Origin of the sequence: Tsuneonella aeria (assembly GCF_009827495.1) — a bacterium.
GTDB classification, from domain to species: domain Bacteria; phylum Pseudomonadota; class Alphaproteobacteria; order Sphingomonadales; family Sphingomonadaceae; genus Tsuneonella; species Tsuneonella aeria.
Genome location: NZ_WTZA01000002.1, coordinates 555,944 through 572,889, shown reverse-complemented (window position 1 = coordinate 572,889; position 16,946 = coordinate 555,944). Strand labels below are relative to the sequence as shown.

Annotated in this window: 17 protein-coding genes; 7 read left to right on the top strand and 10 right to left on the bottom strand. The window is 64.9% G+C overall.

Features of this window, described 5'->3' with window-relative positions:
• Positions 1 to 340: 340 nt before the first annotated feature.
• Positions 341 to 2,200 carry a site-specific integrase gene (locus GRI40_RS13305; protein ID WP_237489187.1) on the top strand — a complete coding sequence of 620 codons (1,860 nt, stop codon included), beginning with the start codon at positions 341 to 343 and terminating at the stop codon, positions 2,198 to 2,200.
• Positions 2,201 to 2,449: 249 nt separating this feature from the next.
• On the opposite strand, the gene GRI40_RS13300 is transcribed toward GRI40_RS13305, so the two are convergent.
• Positions 2,450 to 3,070, bottom strand: a complete 621-nt coding sequence (locus GRI40_RS13300; RefSeq protein ID WP_160611996.1) for a cation diffusion facilitator family transporter — start codon at positions 3,068 to 3,070, stop codon at positions 2,450 to 2,452.
• Between the two features lie 185 nt (positions 3,071 to 3,255).
• On the opposite strand from GRI40_RS13300, the gene GRI40_RS13295 reads away from it, so the two are divergent.
• Entirely contained in the window at positions 3,256 to 3,966 is a 711-nt protein-coding gene (locus tag GRI40_RS13295) for a ZIP family metal transporter (RefSeq protein ID WP_202390356.1), read from the top strand.
• On the opposite strand, the gene GRI40_RS13290 is transcribed toward GRI40_RS13295, so the two are convergent.
• The 7 genes from GRI40_RS13290 to GRI40_RS13260 form a co-directional block, all read right to left on the bottom strand.
• Complete coding sequence (locus GRI40_RS13290) at positions 3,951 to 4,868, bottom strand: cation diffusion facilitator family transporter (protein WP_160611995.1); 918 nt, start codon at positions 4,866 to 4,868, stop codon at positions 3,951 to 3,953. The two genes, GRI40_RS13295 and GRI40_RS13290, sit on opposite strands and share 16 nt — an antisense overlap.
• A 28-nt stretch (positions 4,869 to 4,896) precedes the next feature.
• Positions 4,897 to 8,151 carry an efflux RND transporter permease subunit gene (locus GRI40_RS13285; protein WP_160612113.1) on the bottom strand — a complete coding sequence of 1,085 codons (3,255 nt, stop codon included), beginning with the start codon at positions 8,149 to 8,151 and terminating at the stop codon, positions 4,897 to 4,899.
• A 1-nt stretch (position 8,152) separates the two neighbouring features.
• Entirely contained in the window at positions 8,153 to 9,322 is a 1,170-nt protein-coding gene (locus GRI40_RS13280; RefSeq protein ID WP_160611994.1) for an efflux RND transporter periplasmic adaptor subunit, read from the bottom strand.
• An 11-nt stretch (positions 9,323 to 9,333) separates the two neighbouring features.
• On the bottom strand, positions 9,334 to 9,927 hold the full coding sequence (locus GRI40_RS13275; RefSeq protein WP_160611993.1) for a TolC family protein: 594 nt from the start codon (positions 9,925 to 9,927) through the stop codon (positions 9,334 to 9,336).
• 339 nt (positions 9,928 to 10,266) lie between these two features.
• A complete protein-coding gene (locus GRI40_RS13270; RefSeq protein WP_160611992.1) occupies positions 10,267 to 10,632 on the bottom strand; it encodes a hypothetical protein in 366 nt (121 codons plus the stop codon).
• Between the two features lie 44 nt (positions 10,633 to 10,676).
• Positions 10,677 to 11,264, bottom strand: coding sequence for a methyltransferase family protein (locus tag GRI40_RS13265; RefSeq protein WP_237489227.1), 588 nt, complete (start codon positions 11,262 to 11,264; stop codon positions 10,677 to 10,679).
• A 5-nt stretch (positions 11,265 to 11,269) separates the two neighbouring features.
• A complete protein-coding gene (locus GRI40_RS13260) occupies positions 11,270 to 11,911 on the bottom strand; it encodes a cation efflux transmembrane domain-containing protein (RefSeq protein WP_160611990.1) in 642 nt (213 codons plus the stop codon).
• A 79-nt stretch (positions 11,912 to 11,990) separates the two neighbouring features.
• Here GRI40_RS13260 and GRI40_RS13255 point away from each other — a divergent pair, with 79 nt between their 5' ends.
• The 5 genes from GRI40_RS13255 to arsB all read left to right on the top strand — a co-directional run bounded on the left by GRI40_RS13255 (position 11,991) and on the right by arsB (position 15,061).
• Complete coding sequence (locus GRI40_RS13255; RefSeq protein ID WP_160611989.1) at positions 11,991 to 12,401, top strand: MerR family transcriptional regulator; 411 nt, start codon at positions 11,991 to 11,993, stop codon at positions 12,399 to 12,401.
• Positions 12,402 to 12,776: 375 nt separating this feature from the next.
• On the top strand, positions 12,777 to 13,127 hold the full coding sequence (locus tag GRI40_RS13250; protein ID WP_160611988.1) for an ArsR/SmtB family transcription factor: 351 nt from the start codon (positions 12,777 to 12,779) through the stop codon (positions 13,125 to 13,127).
• Complete coding sequence (locus GRI40_RS13245) at positions 13,124 to 13,591, top strand: ArsI/CadI family heavy metal resistance metalloenzyme (RefSeq protein WP_160611987.1); 468 nt, start codon at positions 13,124 to 13,126, stop codon at positions 13,589 to 13,591. Before GRI40_RS13250 ends, GRI40_RS13245 begins: the two co-directional genes overlap by 4 nt.
• Positions 13,588 to 13,995, top strand: coding sequence for an arsenate reductase (glutaredoxin) (gene arsC, locus GRI40_RS13240; protein ID WP_160611986.1), 408 nt, complete (start codon positions 13,588 to 13,590; stop codon positions 13,993 to 13,995). The genes GRI40_RS13245 and arsC overlap by 4 nt, the downstream gene beginning before the upstream one ends.
• Entirely contained in the window at positions 13,988 to 15,061 is a 1,074-nt protein-coding gene (arsB, locus tag GRI40_RS13235; protein WP_160611985.1) for an ACR3 family arsenite efflux transporter, read from the top strand. The genes arsC and arsB overlap by 8 nt, the downstream gene beginning before the upstream one ends.
• A 174-nt stretch (positions 15,062 to 15,235) precedes the next feature.
• Here arsB and GRI40_RS13230 read toward each other — a convergent pair whose 3' ends face one another.
• Positions 15,236 to 15,733 (bottom strand): hypothetical protein, encoded by a 498-nt coding sequence (locus tag GRI40_RS13230; protein WP_160611984.1) that lies wholly within the window; start codon positions 15,731 to 15,733, stop codon positions 15,236 to 15,238.
• Positions 15,734 to 16,005: 272 nt separating this feature from the next.
• Complete coding sequence (locus tag GRI40_RS13225; RefSeq protein ID WP_160611983.1) at positions 16,006 to 16,905, bottom strand: 3'-5' exonuclease; 900 nt, start codon at positions 16,903 to 16,905, stop codon at positions 16,006 to 16,008.
• Positions 16,906 to 16,946: the final 41 nt, after the last annotated feature.

The window sequence follows — 16,946 nt, the reverse complement described above, 5'->3', positions numbered from 1 at the left end:
TACCCCGGCGCGAGGACGCAAGCGAAGGACTGGGGGGCGAGCAGGAAAGCTTGGTTTCAACGACTTCGAGAAAAATCTGGCTGGGGCGGCAGGATCCCCAGCCACAAATGAACTAAGCGCCTGAAACGAATGGTTTCTCGATCCAGCCTGCCCGTGGATGACCACGGCTAGGTGCCACGACGAGGTACCACGCCCAATGTGCAAGCTCCAGAACGTCACCCGTGCCCACGGCACCTACTATTACCGCCGCCTCATTCGACTAGGCACCGACCAGCCCTTTCGGCTACGCCTGTCACTTCGCACAACTTGCTGGCGGCGGGCTCGATTGCTTGCCCCGGCGATGACCCTGATTGCGGAAAGGCTGATGGTGACGATGACGGCGAAGCTTACGCTTGATGGCCTCACCGCCCAACAACGCGCCGAGATATTCCGCCGGCAGATGCTGATCGAGCGTGATCGGCTCGAAGCGATGCACGCAAGCCTCTACGTCGTAGCGCGGTGTGATTACCCCGATGCCGAAGAAGCTTTGGAGCTGCGGCTTGGAATAAGCGGAATGGCGGCCGCTGACGGAATAGCGAAAGGCGTAGTAGAGGACTTCCTCGTCGCGACTTCCCCAATCAGCGACGATCCCAGCATGCCGATCGAAGCCATGCTGTGGTCGGATTTGGCGGAAACCATGGCCGACGAAGGTGCTGAGGCGCAAGCCTCATCCCGCCTTGTAGACTTGGGAATTGAGCCGACGCAACTTCGCGAGGTTATGGCTCGTAAGGTGGTGAATCAGGCGCGATTGTCCGCGCTTGAAGAGTTTCGCCGGGCGCTGTCCGATCCGTCAGCATCCTATGCGCCTGTACCCTTGGACGCTTTCAACATGGTTGCGGTCCCTCTCCCCTCAATGGGCGCCGAGACCTCACCCGCCGTAAGCGGGCACGGGCCGTGGGGTACCCTAACCCCTACGCAGGCTGCGGCAAAGTTCTTCGAGCACAATCCGAGAACTGGCGGATTAGACGGCAAGAGCATCAAGCGGGGCCGGAAGGGATGGACCCCGAAGACGCGTGAACAGTTCATGCTCGCGGCACAGTTCCTCGAAGAAGTCATGGAGGGCCGGCCTCTCGCCGCGGTTACACACGATGACCTGGTAACGTTGGATGGCTGCTTCGGCTGGATCCACGCCAAGTCGTTCCGCAAGTCCGAGCGCGATCGACATAAGACGATTGTCGAGATTGCGGATGAGACAAGAAAGCTGGTCGATAAAGCCGAGAAGGCGGAGGAGAAGAAGCGCAAGGCAAAGGCCCTGCCCACCGAAAAAGCAAACACCGCGATCACGCGCGACTCGGTCGGCCTCAGCGTCGCGACCACCAACCGGCATTGGAGCTTTTTGCGCCAACTTACTCGCTGGTTTCACGACCACCATCCGCTCGCACGACTTGATTACAACGCCTTTATCGCCGCCGATAAACGTAATGCCCGTGACATGCGTGAGCGATTTACCGTCGAGCAGGGTTTAGCGATTTTCCATCTGCCGCCCTGGACCGGCGCGAAATCCTTGGCGCGCCGAATGACCGCCGGGGATTTGATCGTCCATGATGCCTTCTACTTCGTGCCCATGATCGCGTGGTACTCCGGTATGCGGAGAGACGAGATCTGCGGAATGGAGTTGAGCGACATCGAAAAGGTGGACGGGCACTGGCAATTTCGGGTGAGACCGAACGAGACGCGCGGTCTCAAGAACACGAGTTCTGACCGCATGGTGCCGATCGCCGACGAATTGATCCGCCTCGGTCTGGCCGATTATGTCGCAGCGCTGAAAGCCGAGGGTGAGACCCAGCTGTTTCCTGAACTTGTGTCGATCGCTGGCAAGGCCAGCATGGGCGACGTGTTCTATAAGCGCATGTGGGTGAAGATTGCAGCGGCGGTGCCCGATCTAACGCACAAACAGTCCATCCATTCGTTTCGGCATACCGCCATCGACACCATGAAGGGCGCCGGCATAGCACCCGAGATACGTGCCGACTTTGCGGGACACGCGCTGTCTTCGGAAACCGAGGGCCGTTATTCCAAGGCCCACCTCGATCTGCTGCGTGAAGCGGTATCGGCCATACCCAATGTCACGGCTTCGCTTGCAAGTGCGCAGCTGCGCTTATTGCCGGCCAAGATGCGATCGTCATCCGCCACAGGATTTAAGGGCAGCCGGATTCGGTAGGTCCGCTTTGCGCCCATAGCGGACCTTCAAGGCGCTAACTGAGGCTCCGGTCAGCAGACATTCTGTTGTGAGCTTCATGTCTGGCTGGCAGGACGCTCCTCACCACCGTCTTCGTCTACATCGGCGCAGCCTTGGCAGGGATTGCCGGCTGCTTCGCCTTCTGGGCCCGGGAGCGTCCGTCATACTCTGGGGTCCAAGAGCGGCATAGCCGCATGCAGTACGCTTCCGCAGTCCCGTAGGGGCTAGGCACTACGATGCCGAGCGACGTGTCGCCGACCTCGCCTCACGTGCTTCAGACAGTATCTCCAAGGCTTCCTTGACAACGTAAATGCCGATCGCGGCGCCAACGACCAGATCGAAGTAGCGGATGCCGGTGGCGAGCACCGCAATACCGGAAAGGATGACTGCGGTGTTGGCCACCACGTCAGCGCGCGTGAAAATCCAAGTCGCGCGGATATGGACCTCCTTCTGCCGCTGCTTGCTCAGGAGCCGAAGGACGATCGCATTCACGGTGAGCGCGACCGCCGCGACGGCAATCATCCACGCTCCTTCGGGCGACGCGCCCGAGATCAGCCTCCGCACGACATCAACGACAACGCCTATCCCGAGAAGCAGCAGCAACAGACCGCTGCCCATCGCGGCATTGGCCTTGAACCTGCCGCTTCGCCCGACTGCGGCGAGTGCGATTCCATAGGCTGCGGCGTCCGCCAGCATGTCGAGGCCATCCGCAATGAGGCCGGTAGAATCGGCGATGACGCCGGCTGTCGTCTCTGCGACAAACATGGTCGCGTTGAGGGCAAGGGCGATCCACAGCGTTCTTTGCTGAGCCTTGGTATCTGCCGGCGCCGGTTCGCATCCACACTCTGCCATAAGGGCCTCACCTAGGAGATTAAGTCGCGGCTCGTTACCGGCGCGGCGGGCATTGAGCCTCGCTGCCGTTCCACATGTCACGGAACGAGCGGCCAACTGCCCGGTTCACTCGCTATGGTGGATCGAACGAACGCGACATCATGCCGGACATAGTGCGAGTCCTCCTGCTGGCGCTATTCCCGGCAGTGGGCAATTTCGCCGGGGGCATGCTTGCCGAGGCAATCCGGACGTCACGCCGAAGCCTGTCGATTGCGTTGCACCTCGCCGCTGGGATTATCTTCGGCGTCATCGCGGTGGAACTGGCGCCGCGAACGCTCGAGGGCTTGGATCCCTGTCTCGCGGTGATGGGGTTCATTGCAGGGGGTGCGGCTTTCATCGGTCTGGATGCCCTGATCGAGCGCTTCCAGTCGTCGCCCGAAGATGATGTCGAAGGTTCCGGCCAGGGAGGCACCGGCGGCGCATGGGCCATCTACGCTGCCGTGGCCGTGGATTTGTTCGCCGACGGGCTCCTGATCGGCGCCGGCTCGTCGTTGTCGTTCGAGCTCGCCCTGGTCCTGGCGCTCGGACAGGTGACGGCGGACATACCCGAAGGCTTCGCCACGATCGCTACATTCCGCGACGCCGGCGTGGCGAGGACGAAGCGCATCCTGCTGTCGGCATCATTCGTCGTGCCTGTGCTCGCGGGCGCTTTCCTCTCCTATTTCTTCCTGAGGGATCAGCCCGAGGCATATCAACTGACGGCGCTCGCCTTCATCGCCGGCATGCTGCTGGTGGCGGCGGCCGAGGAAATCATGAAGGAGGCGCATGAGGTCTATCCGCCATCGAAGCTGTCGAGCTTCGCCTTGATCGGCGGGTTCGGCCTGTTCGCGGCAGTCGCCTCCTATTTCGAAGGATGAGCGGGCAGCCTCGGCTCATGGTCTGCTCCTTCGACATCGAGGCATGCCTCCAAGGTGGCGTGCCCGATGGAGAAGCGCTGTTCCAGCATTCGCCGCGCGTCCGCTTTTACGGCCTCGAACGCTTCGAGAGATCGCTCGGAGGGGACCAGATGCGCCTCGAGTGACCTATGGTGCTCGTCGATGCTCCAGATATGAACGTGGTGCAGGCTTGCGACGCCTTCGATATCGCCGAGCGCCCGGACGATGGCGTCGAACTCCACGTCGTCCGGGACCGCCCCCATCAGGAGCTTGATCGTCTTCGGGAGCAGCGAGAAGCCCTGGTAGAGGACGTAGGCCGCAATGAGGACCGTCATGATGAGGTCCGCGACGTAGAGGTGGTAGAGCAGGATCAGGGTGCCCGCCACAATCACGCCCACGGAGGCGAGCGCGTCCGAGACGTTGTGCAGGAAAGCCGCCTTGATGTTGAGGCTGTCTTTCGAGCCCTTGTGGACCATGGCTGCCGTGGCGACGTCGACGATCAGCGCGATCCCTGCGACGATGACGATCGTCCAGCCCTCGATCGGCTGCGGGTCGAGATAACGCGTCGCCGCTTCGATCAGCAGGTAGAAGCCGACGATGACCAGGGTGGTGAGGTTGATGAGCGCCGCCACCACCTCGGCGCGGCCGTAGCCGAAGGTCATCAGCTTGTCGGCGGGCCGCCGCCCGATCTTGCGGGCGAACAGCGCCAGACCGAGGGAAGCGGCATCGCTGAAGTTATGGAGCGCGTCGGCGATGAGGGCGAGCGAGCCGGAGACGATGCCGCCGACGATCTGCGCGACCGTGAGCCCCACATTGACGATGACGGCCCAGACGAGGCGGGCGTCGCTCATCCCCTCGGCGCCATGGTCGTGGCCCGCACTCATCGCTGAATCTCTCCGCACCGTCTTTCCATCAGCTATCGCTCGTCTGCGTCTCGGCCGCTCTCGATGATGTGAACCTCTTCCAGCCCGGGAAGTCTCCCAAGCGCCCGCGCTTGAACCAGCTCTCCAGCAGACCCGGCCGCGCGGCGGCCCAAGCGGCGAGCGTGGGCAGCACGAGAAGCGTGAGGATGGTCGAGCTGGTGAGGCCGCCGATCACCACCGTGGCGAGCGGCTTCTGGACCTCCGCCCCGGCGCCCGTCGCCACTGCCATCGGTACGAAGCCGAGGATCGCGACCAGGGCGGTGGTGAGAACAGCCCGAAGGCGGCTGCTCGCCCCTTCGACGGCGGCGTCCGCCGGCTTGGCGCCGGCCGCCAGACGGCCGTTGATGCTCTGCATCAGGACGAGCCCGTTGAGAGTGGCGACGCCTGAGACGGCGATGAAGCCAACCGCCGCCGATATCGAGAATGGCATACCCCTGAGGAGAAGCGCGAGCGCACCGCCGACCAGCGCCAGCGGCACCCCGGCGAAGACAAGGGCGGCTTCTCCCACGGACCCGAGCGCCAGAAACAGCAGCACGCCGATGAGCAGGAAGACGATCGGGACGATCACCATCAGCCGAGCGCTCGCCCGCTGCAGGTTCTCGAACTGGCCGCCCCAGTCGAGCCAATAGCCCGCAGGCACCTGAACCTCCTCGGTCACGCGTTCCTGGGCCTCGGCGACGAACGAACCGAGGTCACGGCCGCGAACATTCGCCTGGACGGTGATGCGCCGCTTACCGTTCTCGCGGCTGATCTGGTTCGGCCCCTCCATCGTGTCGAAGCGCGCGACCGATGAGAGCGGGACCGGTGCCGCGAAGCCTGCTTCGGCTTCCTCGGGGATCACCGGAAGCTGGCCCATCACGGCCGGATCCTGCCGCGCCTGCTCGTCCAGACGGACAACGACGTCGAAACGGCGGTCGCCTTCAAGCACCTGGCCCGCTTCCTTGCCGCCGAAGGCGATCGACAGCGCCTCGGCCGCATCGCTGGCATGAACACCGAGCGCCGCCGCAGCGGTCCGGTCGACTGACGCAGTGATGGTCGGCTGGCCGCTGACCTGCTCTACGCGAACGTCCGCCGATCCTTCGATATCCCGGAGGATGGCGGCGATCCGCTCGGCCTGCTCGGTGAGGACATCGAAATCGTCGCCGAAGATCTGCACCGCGACGTCCGAGCGAACGCCGGCGATCAGCTCGTTGAAGCGCATCTGGATCGGCTGGGTGAACTCGTAATTGTTGCCGAGGAGCTTCCCGAGCTCGGTTTCCATCCGCTCGACAAGCTCCTCCTTCGGAAGCCGACGGTCGGGCCATTGCTCCCTCGGCTTCAGCATCACGAAGGTGTCGGAGACGTTCGGCGGCATCGGGTCCGATGCGAGCTCGGCCGTGCCAGTGCGCGTAAAGACGCGCTCGACTTCAGGCATGGCCATGAGGGCTCGCTCGACCCTGAACTGCATCTCCTGCGCCTGCTCGAGCGAGATGGAGGGGACGCGCACCGCCTGGACCAGCATGTCGTGCTCGTCGAGCTGCGGGATGAACTCCCGGCCGAGGCTCATGAATGCCGCGATGCCGATTGCGACCGACACCAGAGCGGCGATTGCCACACGGCCCGGGCGAACGACAGCCGACCGGAGCCACGGCTCGTATCGCCCGCGCGCGACCCGGGTGACCTTCGTGTCCTCATGTCCCTGCTTCGGCGCCTTGAGGAAGAGTGCTGCCATGGCGGGAACGAAGGTGAAGGACAGAACGAACGCACCCGCGAGCGCGAACATGAAGGTCGCCGCCATCGGCGTGAACATCTTCCCCTCGACCCCCTCGAAGGTGAGAAGCGGCGCGAAAACGAGCAGCACGATCGCCTGGCCGAACGCCGCCGGGCGCACCATTTCCTTGGCGGCTCCGCCGGCTACCGCGAGCCGCTCGCGAACCTCGAGGTCGCGGCCGAGCTCGCTCCGTCGAAGCCCCATCCGCTGCAGCGTGTTCTCGATGACGACCACGGCGCCGTCGACGATCAATCCGAAGTCGAGCGCGCCGAGGCTCATCAGGTTTCCGCTGATGCCGAAGCGGTTCATGCCGATCGCCGCGACCAGGAATGAAAGCGGGATCACGGCAGCGGTGATCAGCGCCGCGCGGACGTTGCCGAGCATGAAGAACAACACAGCGATCACGAGCAGCGCGCCGAAGGCGAGATTGTGCTCGACCGTGCGGATCGTGGAGTCGACCAGCTTGGTGCGGTCGAGCACGGGATTGGCGATGACGCCGGGCGGAAGGCTCCGGTTGATCTCCTCGAGCTTCTCGCCGACGCGGGCCGCGACCGTTCGGCTGTTCTCGCCCGCAAGCATCATCGCGGTGCCGATGACGACCTCGCGGCCGTTTTCGCTGGCGGAGCCGAGGCGCGGCCCGTGACCCTCCTCCACCGTCGCGATGTCGGACACCCGGATGACCAGGCCGCCTTGGCGACCAACCGGCGTCTGCGCCAACTCCTCGAGCGTCCGCACCCGCGCGTCGGCCCGCACGATATAGGCCTCGCCCGCTCGCGTGATGTAGCCGGCGCCCGCCACCCGGTTCGCATGCTCCAGCGCATCGACGAGCTGCCTGAGCCCGATGCCATAGGCTGCGAGCCGCGCCGGGTCGGGGTGGACGAGATATTCCTTCACATAGCCGCCGAGGACGTCGATGGCGGCGACGCCCTCGACGTTGCGGAGCTGGGGCGCGATGATCCAGTCCTGGACCGTGCGAAGATAGGTTGCGCGGTCCTCCTCGGTCGTGAGCCGCCGCCCCTCGGGGGTGACGTAGACTCCGCGCGCGGCCCGGCCGGTGAACTCGACCGTCCAAATGAAGACCTCGCCAAGGCCGGTCGCAATCGGGCCCAGGTTCGAGTCCACATCCGCGGGGAGCGCTTCCCGCGCGGTCTGCAACCGCTCGTTCACCTGGTTCCGGGCGAAGTAAATGTCGGTGGAGTCGGTGAAGATCGCGGTGATCTGCGACAGGCCATGCCGGGAGATCGATCGCGTCTCGACAAGTCCGGGGATGCCCGCGAGCGCCGTCTCCAGCGGAAATGTCACCTGGGACTCGACCTCTTCCGGCCCCAGCGCCGGCGCTACGCTGGTGACGACGACCTGGCGATTGGTGATGTCGGGCACGGCGTCAATCGGCAGCCGAAGGAGCTCTCGTGCTCCGACGATGACGAGCACCAGCGTGAGCGCGGCCACGAACCAGCGATAGCGGACGGATGCGTCGATTAGCTTCTGCAGCATCTTAGTGCTCGTGCTCCGCTTCGCCCCGCGAGAGCTCGGCCTTGAGAAGGAAGGCGCCGCGCCCGGCGATGCGCTCGTCGCCGCTGAGCCCGCGCAGAATTTCGGTGCGGCCCGCTGCGACGCGGCCGGGCACCACGGGCGTGGCCCGGAAGCCTTGTCCATCTACCACGAACACGACCGGTCGTCCGTCCACCGTCTGCACGGCGTCCGAAGGCACCACCAGCGTGTTGGCGGCGCCGGTGAGCACGCGTCCGGAAACGGGTGTTCCGGCAGGGGGCACGAAGCCTACCGGGCGCGCGCGAACCTGCGCGCCAGCATCGGTTGCGTGCGGCGAGATGGCGGTGACAATCGCGCGGACCTCCTCGCCGCCGGCCATGGTAGCATAGATCGGGCTCCCGACCCGTATCGAGCGGGAAACGGCGGCCGGAGCCTCGAAGATGAGCTCGACGCGCCTTTGGTCGGCAACCTGGGCGACTGTGGCGCCTTGCGCCAGCACCGCGCCCGGCGCGGCGTCGACCGCCGTGATCGTCCCGGCCATGGGGGATCTGACGACGGTACGGCCTGCCGAGCCGGGCGATCCCACCGCAGCCACCTGTGCCTGGGCTGCGCGCAGATTGGCTTCCGCCTTGAGCGCCGCCGCGCGTGCCGCTTCCCAGTCCTGACGGGCCGTCACACGCTCTTCATAAAGCCTGGTCTCGCGCCGGTAGGCGGCCCGTGCGGCTTCGACCTCGGCTCGCGCCGCGTCAGCCGAAGCCCGGAACGATGCGCCCTCGGCGCTTCGGATCGTGACCAGCGGCGCACCCGCTCCGACATTGGAGCCGGCGGCGACGTGCACCGCTTCGACGACGCCCGCCAGCGGCGCGCCGACGGACGCCTCCGCATTGGGAGCAAAAGTCGCCCGGCCGGGTATCAGCAGCTCGGCTCCGCCGCCGCGTCCCACGGTCGTGACCTCGACTCCGGCGGTGGAGGCGGTCTGCGGCGGCAAGGCGACGAAGCCTTCCTCGGCGGCCCCTCCCTCGGTGCTTTCCTCATGCTCGCCCTCGGCGTGTTCGCCCTCCGCATGCTCCTCGGCTGCTGGGGCATCGCGCCAGATCAGCGAGCCGGCGCCCAGGCCTGCGACGGCGGCGGCGATCCCGACGGTGGTGAGCGAGATCAGGGTCTTCCTGTCCATAGGTCGAATCCTTACTGCGCCTGCGCGCGCTCGAGCGCGGCGAGGGCGCGGGCGCGATCGCGCCGCGCCTCGATGATTGAGGTGAGAGTGGTGTTGAGCGCTGCTTCCGCGTCCAGGACTTCCAGGAGCGAGAAGCGGCCGGCGGCATAGCCGAGCCGCGCCACGCGCACTGCTTCGCGGGCCTGCTCGATCCCCGCGCCTTCCAGCGCGGCCAGACGGGCATCCGCCGCGCTAAGCAGTGACTGGGCGTCGCGAAGCTCACGGTTCGCATCGAGCCGGGCCTGCGCCACGCGAGCCTCGGCAGCCAGAAGCTCGGCGCGGGCGGCTTCGATTCCGCCACGGTTGCGGTCCCGGATGGCGAGAGGGACCGAGATGCCGGCGACCAGCGCGACATCGTCGCTTTCCGCAAAGCCGCGAACACCGGCCCTTGCCGTAATGTCGGAAATCCCCGCACTGCGCTCGACATCGATCCGAGCCTCCGCGACGCGCCGCTCGGCTTCGGCAACCCGCACGGCCAGAGGCACGCCATCGACAGAAGGAGCGCTGGCGGAGGCCTCGGGAATGGCACCGGCCGCATCGAGCTCTTCCTCGGGCAGACCGATCAAGGTCGCGAGAGCCCGCGCCGCCTGCTGCGTCTCAGCTAGAGAGCGCTGTCCGGCGGCGCGCGCCTCCGCCAGCGAGGCCTCGGCGCGCGCCGGCCTGCCGCGCTCTCGCCTCCGCCGCCGCGACGGCGGCTTCCGAGGCCGTCAGACGCGGCGAATTCTCCTGGGCTCGGGCTAGAGCCTCAGGGAGCGTGATGGTTCGAGCGGCGGCGGGCACGCTCGCCACGGCCGCTAGCGCAAGAGCGATCGCGCCGGCGATGGCGCGGACCCACGTGAATTTGAGTGTCATGACTCATCCTGAAATCCAAGCTGATGCAATCCCGACGACGGGAGGGCTGGATCTCAGGCGGACGGAGGGCGCTCCGGAGCGTCGAGGGCGTTGGCGGTCAGGGGCCTCACCGCCAGCCTCAAGTATCGATCGGAGTCGGAGAGCGACTGTTCGCTTCGAGCACTTGCCGTAAGGAGGCCGGAGCAATGACCATGATTGAAGGCGCAGTGGTCGGGCTGCCCCGTACTACTTTCATCGTCAGGTTCTGCCGGATCGGACGCGGCTTGCTCGCCGACTCCCGAACCGTAGCCATCCTGGATATGGACGATGCTCTCCTCGACGCAGCCGATCTCGGCGAGGGCGGGCGTCACGAAGGCCATGGCGAGCAGCAAGGCCGCCGTGGCGCGAACGATCGCGTTCCAAGCCCTCGAGAAGAACATGCCCGCGTCCCTACGCGAGAATCTGCGATGGTGCGAGGGTGTCATTAGATCCACCGCCGCACGGATTGGCGATAAGCCTCATATTGAGGGCCATGGCTCGCCAGCAGATGAGCCTCCTCCAACCGCACCTGCACCTGGATCAGTACCTCGCCGACGAGCAGGATCGCGAGCGTGAAGGCGTTGGGCAGCACCAGGAACAGGCCGAGCAGGCTCCCGCGCATTCCGAGGAAGATCGGGTTACGGCTGAGGGCGAAGATGCCGGTCGTCACCAGCGGCAGCCGCGTTCCGGCATCGATCCCGATCCGCCACGACGCGCCCATCTGCGCCTGCGCCGCGACCACCCAGACCAGCGACAGCGCCAGGAGGCCCCAGCCGATGTTCCGCACGACGGGCTGTTCCAGCCAGGGCAGCGGCCCTGCCGCCGCCGGCGGCAGACCCAGCGCCAGGGCCGCGAGGAAAAGGGACATCCCGATCAGCGTGACGCGAAACCACCTGCCGACCATGCCATGTGCGCTGTCATCATAGGGCAGCACCAGCGCATTGATCCGCTCGCGCCGCCACAGCCGGTAGGTCGGCCAGAAGAAGGCCGCAGCGAAGAAGATCGAGAAGAACAGGAGCAGCTCCAGCGCCATCGCGGTCACTCCGCCGCCTGCAGCTGGCAATGACGAACCTCGGCGAGCTCCACCCGCGCCTGCCTGATGATCTGCCATCCGCCGGTAATACCCAGGGTCGCCAGGATCGCGGCTACGATCAGGTCGGGATAAGCCGTGCCGGTGCCGAACACGCCGGCCGCCGCCGCGACCACCGCGACGTTGCCGATGGCGTCGTTGCGCGAGCAGATCCAGACCGAGCGCATGTTCGCATCGCCGCTCCGGAAGCGAAACAGGAGGACCGCGACGGCGAAATTGGCCAAGAGCGCGAGCGTGCCGATGATGCCCATCGTCTGCGGCTCGGGAGAAGAGCCGTGAAGCGCGGCCCAAATCGCGCTGCCGAGGACATAGGCGCCGAGCGCCACGAGCGTCCCGCCCTTGAGGAGCGCGGCGCGAGCACGCCACGCGAGCGCCAGACCCGCCACCAGCAGCGAGATGGCGTAGTTCGCCGCGTCGCCGAAGAAGTCGAGCGCGTCGGCTTTCAGCGCGTGGCTGTCCGCCGCCGCGCCGGCATAGAGCTCCACCGCGAACATCAGGGCGTTGACGATCAGCGCAATCCAGAGCGCCCGTCGCCAGCCGCCGCCGATGGCGTTCTTCGGAGTGTCAGATACGCAGCTGCTGCAGGCCATTCGTCACCTCGACCGACTCGGAGTGACCGCCTATATGGTCCCTGTAGCGACTACAGGGTCAAGGGCAGGTTTGACGGAAATGAAGATCGGCGAGCTGTCGCGGGCGACGGGCACCAACGTGGAGACGATCCGCTATTACGAACGGATTGGGCTCCTGCCGGAGCCGGAGAGGACCGGTGGGAACTATCGCGACTATGTCCCTGCCCATGTCGAGCGCCTGAGCTTCATCCGCCACGCGCGCGGTCTCGGCTTCGACATCGCTGACATTCGTTCGCTCCTGAACCTGGGGGAGGAGCCGGACCAGGATTGCGGGGAGGCCGATCGCATCGCGAGCGGCCACCTCGCTGCGGTCGAGCGGAAGATCGTTCAGCTAGAGCAGCTACGAAGCGAGCTTGGGCGGATGATCGCACAATGTCGCGGCGGCCAGATCGCCGACTGCCGCATCATGCAGGCGCTCGGCGACCATGGGATGTGCGAAGGCGAACATTGATCGGCCCGCCCAAGAGCGTCAACGAACGACCCCATATCAGGACTGACGGGTAGAAAGCGGAATTGCTCGACCACACGTAAATCGAGACGACAGTGCGATAGGTCGAGGACGCTCTCGCCTCAACCGAGGGCACACCCCCCAAACTCGGATATTTCTATGTTTGTAGAAATATGGATTGACGACCAAAGGCGACTCAGTTATTTCCACGTTCATCGAAACGATGAGGTGAATGATGGCCAAGGGCTTCAGGGAGTTTGTCGAGCGTGTGTTGACGGTCACTTCGCAGCAGCTCGCACTGTGCTGTCATCGCGAGGTGGGTAACCTTCCGCTGGAGATGCTCCGGCGCGATGATCCTCGTTGGGCGAGGCTCCGCTGATGGACGCGGCCGCCGTCGTAACCGCCTTGGGCGCGCTCGCGCAGGAGCATCGGCTGGCGGTGTTCCGCCTCCTGGTGCAGACCGGGGACGAGGGTATGCCGGCGGGCGCGATCGCGGAGGCTTTGGGCGTCCCCAACTCGTCGCTGTCGTTCCACCTTGCCCAGCTCAATCGGGCGGGGCTGATCAAACAGGAACGGCAGAGCCGGTCGCTCATCTACACCGCCGACTATGCCGCTATGAACGCGCTGCTCGGCTATCTCACCGAGAACTGCTGCGCCGGTGCCGCCTGTGCCCCGGACGCCGCCTGCGGCTCCGAGGCCGCGCGCATCCAGGAAAGGAAATCAGCATGAAGCGTCTGCACGTCCATGTCGGGGTCAACGATCTCGATCAGTCCATCGGCTTCTATTCGACCCTGTTCGGCGCCGAGCCGACCGTGGTGAAGCCGGACTATGCCAAATGGATGCTGGAGGATCCGAGGGTCAACTTCGCCATCTCCTCGGGCAATGCGCACAAGGGGATCGAGCACCTCGGCATCCAGGTGGAGAGCCAGGATGAGCTGAAGGCCGTCTATGGCCGGCTCAAGGCCGCCGACCGCCCGGTGCTCGAAGAGGGCGCCACCACCTGCTGCTATGCCAAATCCGAGAAGAGCTGGATCGCCGACCCGCAAGGCGTCGTGTGGGAGGCGTTCTTCACCAACGGTGAGGCGATCGTCTATGGCGACAATGTCGACCTGTCGGCCATCTCCGAAAATGCGGCGGAGGCAGCCTGCTGCGCGCCGGCTATGCCGGCGCAAGCCGAGAGCTGCTGCGGATGAGTGTCACCATCTACCACAACCCCGCGTGCGGCACGTCCCGTAACACCATGGCGCTGATCTGCGCCACAGGCGTGGAGCCGGCAGTAATCCACTATCTTGAGACGCCGCCGAGCCGCGAGGAGCTGGTCTCGCTCATCCGGCGAATGGGCACGGGCCCGCGTGACCTGCTGCGGGAAAAGGGCACGCCGTATGCGGAGTTGAACCTCGGGGACCTCTCGCTCACGGACGATCAGATCATCGACGCGATGATGGAACACCCGATCCTGATCAACCGCCCGATCGTCGTCGGCCCCAGAGGCGTGAAGCTGTGCCGCCCGTCCGAAGAAGTGCTGTCGCTCCTTGACCGGCCGCTCCGGGCCGACTTCGTGAAGGAAGACGGCGAGGTGGTGCCGGCCAATGGCTGATGCTGGGTCGGCGGCACGGCCGGCAATGTCGAGGTTCGAGCGCTACCTGTCCGTCTGGGTGGCGCTCTGCATAGTGGCGGGCATCGCCTTCGGGGCGGCAGCACCGGGTGCCTTCGCGGCGATCGCCTCTGCCGAGATCGCCCGGGTCAACCTGCCCGTCGCGGTGCTGATCTGGCTGATGATCATCCCGATGTTGCTCAAGATCGATTTCGGAGCGCTCGGGTCGGTGCGGCAGCATTGGAAGGGAGTCGGCGTCACCCTGTTCATCAACTGGGCGGTGAAGCCTTTCTCGATGGCGGCTCTGGGCACCTTCTTCATCGGCTGGCTGTTCGCGCCCTTGCTGCCGACGAGCGAGATATCGTCCTACATTGCGGGGCTCATCATCCTTGCCGCCGCGCCCTGCACGGCGATGGTCTTCGTCTGGTCGAACCTGTGCGACGGCGAGCCTAATTACACGCTCAGCCAGGTCGCACTGAACGACCTCATCATGGTGTTCGCCTTCGCGCCCATTGTCGGGCTACTGCTGGGCGTCGCCTCGATCACCGTGCCTTGGGACACGCTCCTGCTGTCGGTGGTGCTCTATATCGTCATCCCGGTCGTCATCGCGCAGTTGGTGCGCAGGCGCGTGCTCGCCGGCGGCGGACAGGCCGCCTTGGATCGGCTGCTCGGCGTGCTGGGTCCGATATCCCTGGTCTCGCTGCTGACCACCTTGGTCCTGCTCTTCGGCTTCCAGGGCGAGCAAATCCTGGCCCGGCCCATGGTCATCGTCCTGCTGGCGGTGCCGATCCTCATTCAGGTCTACTTGAACGCAGGCTTGGCCTACTGGCTCAGCCGCAAGTTCGGCGTGGCCTGGTGCGTCGCGGCACCGGCCGCGCTGATCGGGGCATCGAACTTCTTCGAGCTCGCCGTCGCCGCTGCCATTTCGCTGTTCGGCATCAATTCGGGCGCTGCCCTAGCGACCGTGGTCGGGGTGCTCGTGGAGGTACCCGTCATGCTGTCCGTAGTGGCGATCGTGAAGCGGTCGCGCGGCTGGTACGAACGGCAGGAAAGTGTAGCTTCAGCCTGAGACCGGACTTTCCGCTGCCGGCCCACTAGCAGCCGATCAATAAATCTCCCGAAATCTGCCCATGTTAGCTTTGCAAATGCGTCGCTGCCGACCAGCGCTGCGGCAACAAAAGCTGCCATTGCGCCGGTCGGCAACGCCCCGATGAGGTAATCGGCGCGTTCGACGCCGACCCGATCAGGAGTCCGTCATAAACGCCGATCGCCCTTCCTCCAGACAAGCCGCTGTCGCCGCCTTTTCCATGAGCGCCTGGAGGCCCCGGATTTCCATCATGGCGCGATCGCGGTCATCTTTTACCGCCCAGCGTTTCAGGCGGCGGCCGCCCCGATCGAAAACGTACTCATACGGCTTCTCGCGGTTGGCCGACCGGAGGGCAAACGTACCGTCCGCTTTCCGAACGAATTTGCCGATGCAAACGTCAATCTGGCCCTTCTTGGAAGTGCCATCGACGACCATGATCCTATCCAGGAGAGCAATGTCATCTTCGGTCCGAAATACGGCTAGGAAGGTCGAACGTCCTGCAAAAGCATGCGACATCATCATCTCGATAATGGTCTCGGTCACGCCGTCGGCAGCGGCAATTAGCAGATCGTTGGGCTTGGCGAGCTGGTGGTTTGCCAGAAGCATTCGCAGGGCTGCACTCACGGCTCCCATCTGAATCAGTGCATTCTTCATTGTCTTCTCCTTGCGGCTTTTTTCCCCTCATTGGGATCAGCCACGCACCTCCTTTCCTGTTGAACCCTCCCTGCTTGCGACGCCTCACGCCTCCACAAGCGGCACCCGCCGTCATCAGTTGAGTTCGGCTTTTCCGGCTAGGATCGATGCGGCCGCCCATGCACGCCGCTCCCGGCCACTCTCACGGAGGCCCGTCGGCGCCGACGTTGGGAAAGGGGGCCCGCCGGAGACTGCAGAACGAGGGCGGCGACTTAGCCGCCGCCCCCCCCGGATCAGGCAACGTGCCGATTATGCCAATCGATTGAGACGACGCGCGGCTGCACAGCCGGGTGCAGACCGGTCAGCCATGCGACTTCGTTGGCGATGCGCTCCGGCTCGCCTTCCATTGCCCACGCGCCATGCCGGGCAGACCAACGATAGCCGGTGGCCTTTAGCGTGTCCTTCAGTGCATACGGTGCCTTTGCGGCGTACACGCGAGCTGTTGGCCGCCGTGCGCGATTCAGCAGGTGCCAGGCGATCGTTCGCCTCTCCGCCCCCGGCCTAATCAGCAGGCAGGATAGGGCCCAGGCGTCAGGTCCTGCCCGATGTGCCTGTTCTGGAAAGTGGCCTGCCTCGGTCAGCAATCCACCGATCGACCTTCCGCTGCCCAGCCCGTGAGCCTGCCAGTCGATCTCGTTGAGCGAACAGGCAAAGGGTTTACTGAGGCCAGGAAAACGGGCGTTGAGAAAGCCCAGATCGAAACTCGCATTGTGGGCCACGATTACATCCACGTCGGAAATGGCTTTGCGGATTTGCTGATCGGCGAATTTTTGTCCTTGCAGGTCAGCGTCCGTCAACCCCGTTAAAGCTTCGATCTCAGGGGTGAGCGGTTCGCCGGGATCCTCAAGCCACGAGTGCGGCGGGGAGATGTCCAGCAAGTCGCCCGTATTGTTGCAGATCGTAAGCTTCACCAGTGCCAGCTCGACCATCTGGTTTCGCTCGCAGTCCAGTCCGGTGGTTTCGGTATCGATCACGCCGATAACCGTCGACGCTTCAGGTGCAGAGATAGGCATGCTGCGGAGCCAGATCTCCTCACGTCGAGGAAGCCGACGAAGAACACGATAATCGCCGTCGGTCTCGAGCTGCTCGGCAAGCTGCTCGGACTGGGAGCGATAAATTGAGTAGTAGGTCATGAATGTGGTCCTTATGCGCGAACGGCCGCGCCTGAGGACAG

What these genes read in the sequence shown, in the direction of transcription:
- GRI40_RS13305 (WP_237489187.1), top strand. Translation starts at nt 341, where the DNA reads ATGACCCTGATTGCGGAAAGGCTGATGGTGACGATGACGGCGAAGCTT.
- GRI40_RS13300 (WP_160611996.1), bottom strand. Translation starts at nt 3,070, where the DNA reads ATGGCAGAGTGTGGATGCGAACCGGCGCCGGCAGATACCAAGGCTCAG.
- GRI40_RS13290 (WP_160611995.1), bottom strand. Translation starts at nt 4,868, where the DNA reads ATGAGTGCGGGCCACGACCATGGCGCCGAGGGGATGAGCGACGCCCGC.
- GRI40_RS13285 (WP_160612113.1), bottom strand. Translation starts at nt 8,151, where the DNA reads ATGCTGCAGAAGCTAATCGACGCATCCGTCCGCTATCGCTGGTTCGTG.
- GRI40_RS13280 (WP_160611994.1), bottom strand. Translation starts at nt 9,322, where the DNA reads ATGGACAGGAAGACCCTGATCTCGCTCACCACCGTCGGGATCGCCGCC.
- GRI40_RS13270 (WP_160611992.1), bottom strand. Translation starts at nt 10,632, where the DNA reads ATGTTCTTCTCGAGGGCTTGGAACGCGATCGTTCGCGCCACGGCGGCC.
- GRI40_RS13265 (WP_237489227.1), bottom strand. Translation starts at nt 11,264, where the DNA reads ATGGCGCTGGAGCTGCTCCTGTTCTTCTCGATCTTCTTCGCTGCGGCC.
- GRI40_RS13260 (WP_160611990.1), bottom strand. Translation starts at nt 11,911, where the DNA reads ATGGCCTGCAGCAGCTGCGTATCTGACACTCCGAAGAACGCCATCGGC.
- GRI40_RS13255 (WP_160611989.1), top strand. Translation starts at nt 11,991, where the DNA reads ATGAAGATCGGCGAGCTGTCGCGGGCGACGGGCACCAACGTGGAGACG.
- GRI40_RS13250 (WP_160611988.1), top strand. Translation starts at nt 12,777, where the DNA reads ATGGACGCGGCCGCCGTCGTAACCGCCTTGGGCGCGCTCGCGCAGGAG.
- GRI40_RS13245 (WP_160611987.1), top strand. Translation starts at nt 13,124, where the DNA reads ATGAAGCGTCTGCACGTCCATGTCGGGGTCAACGATCTCGATCAGTCC.
- arsC (WP_160611986.1), top strand. Translation starts at nt 13,588, where the DNA reads ATGAGTGTCACCATCTACCACAACCCCGCGTGCGGCACGTCCCGTAAC.
- arsB (WP_160611985.1), top strand. Translation starts at nt 13,988, where the DNA reads ATGGCTGATGCTGGGTCGGCGGCACGGCCGGCAATGTCGAGGTTCGAG.
- GRI40_RS13230 (WP_160611984.1), bottom strand. Translation starts at nt 15,733, where the DNA reads ATGAAGAATGCACTGATTCAGATGGGAGCCGTGAGTGCAGCCCTGCGA.
- GRI40_RS13225 (WP_160611983.1), bottom strand. Translation starts at nt 16,905, where the DNA reads ATGACCTACTACTCAATTTATCGCTCCCAGTCCGAGCAGCTTGCCGAG.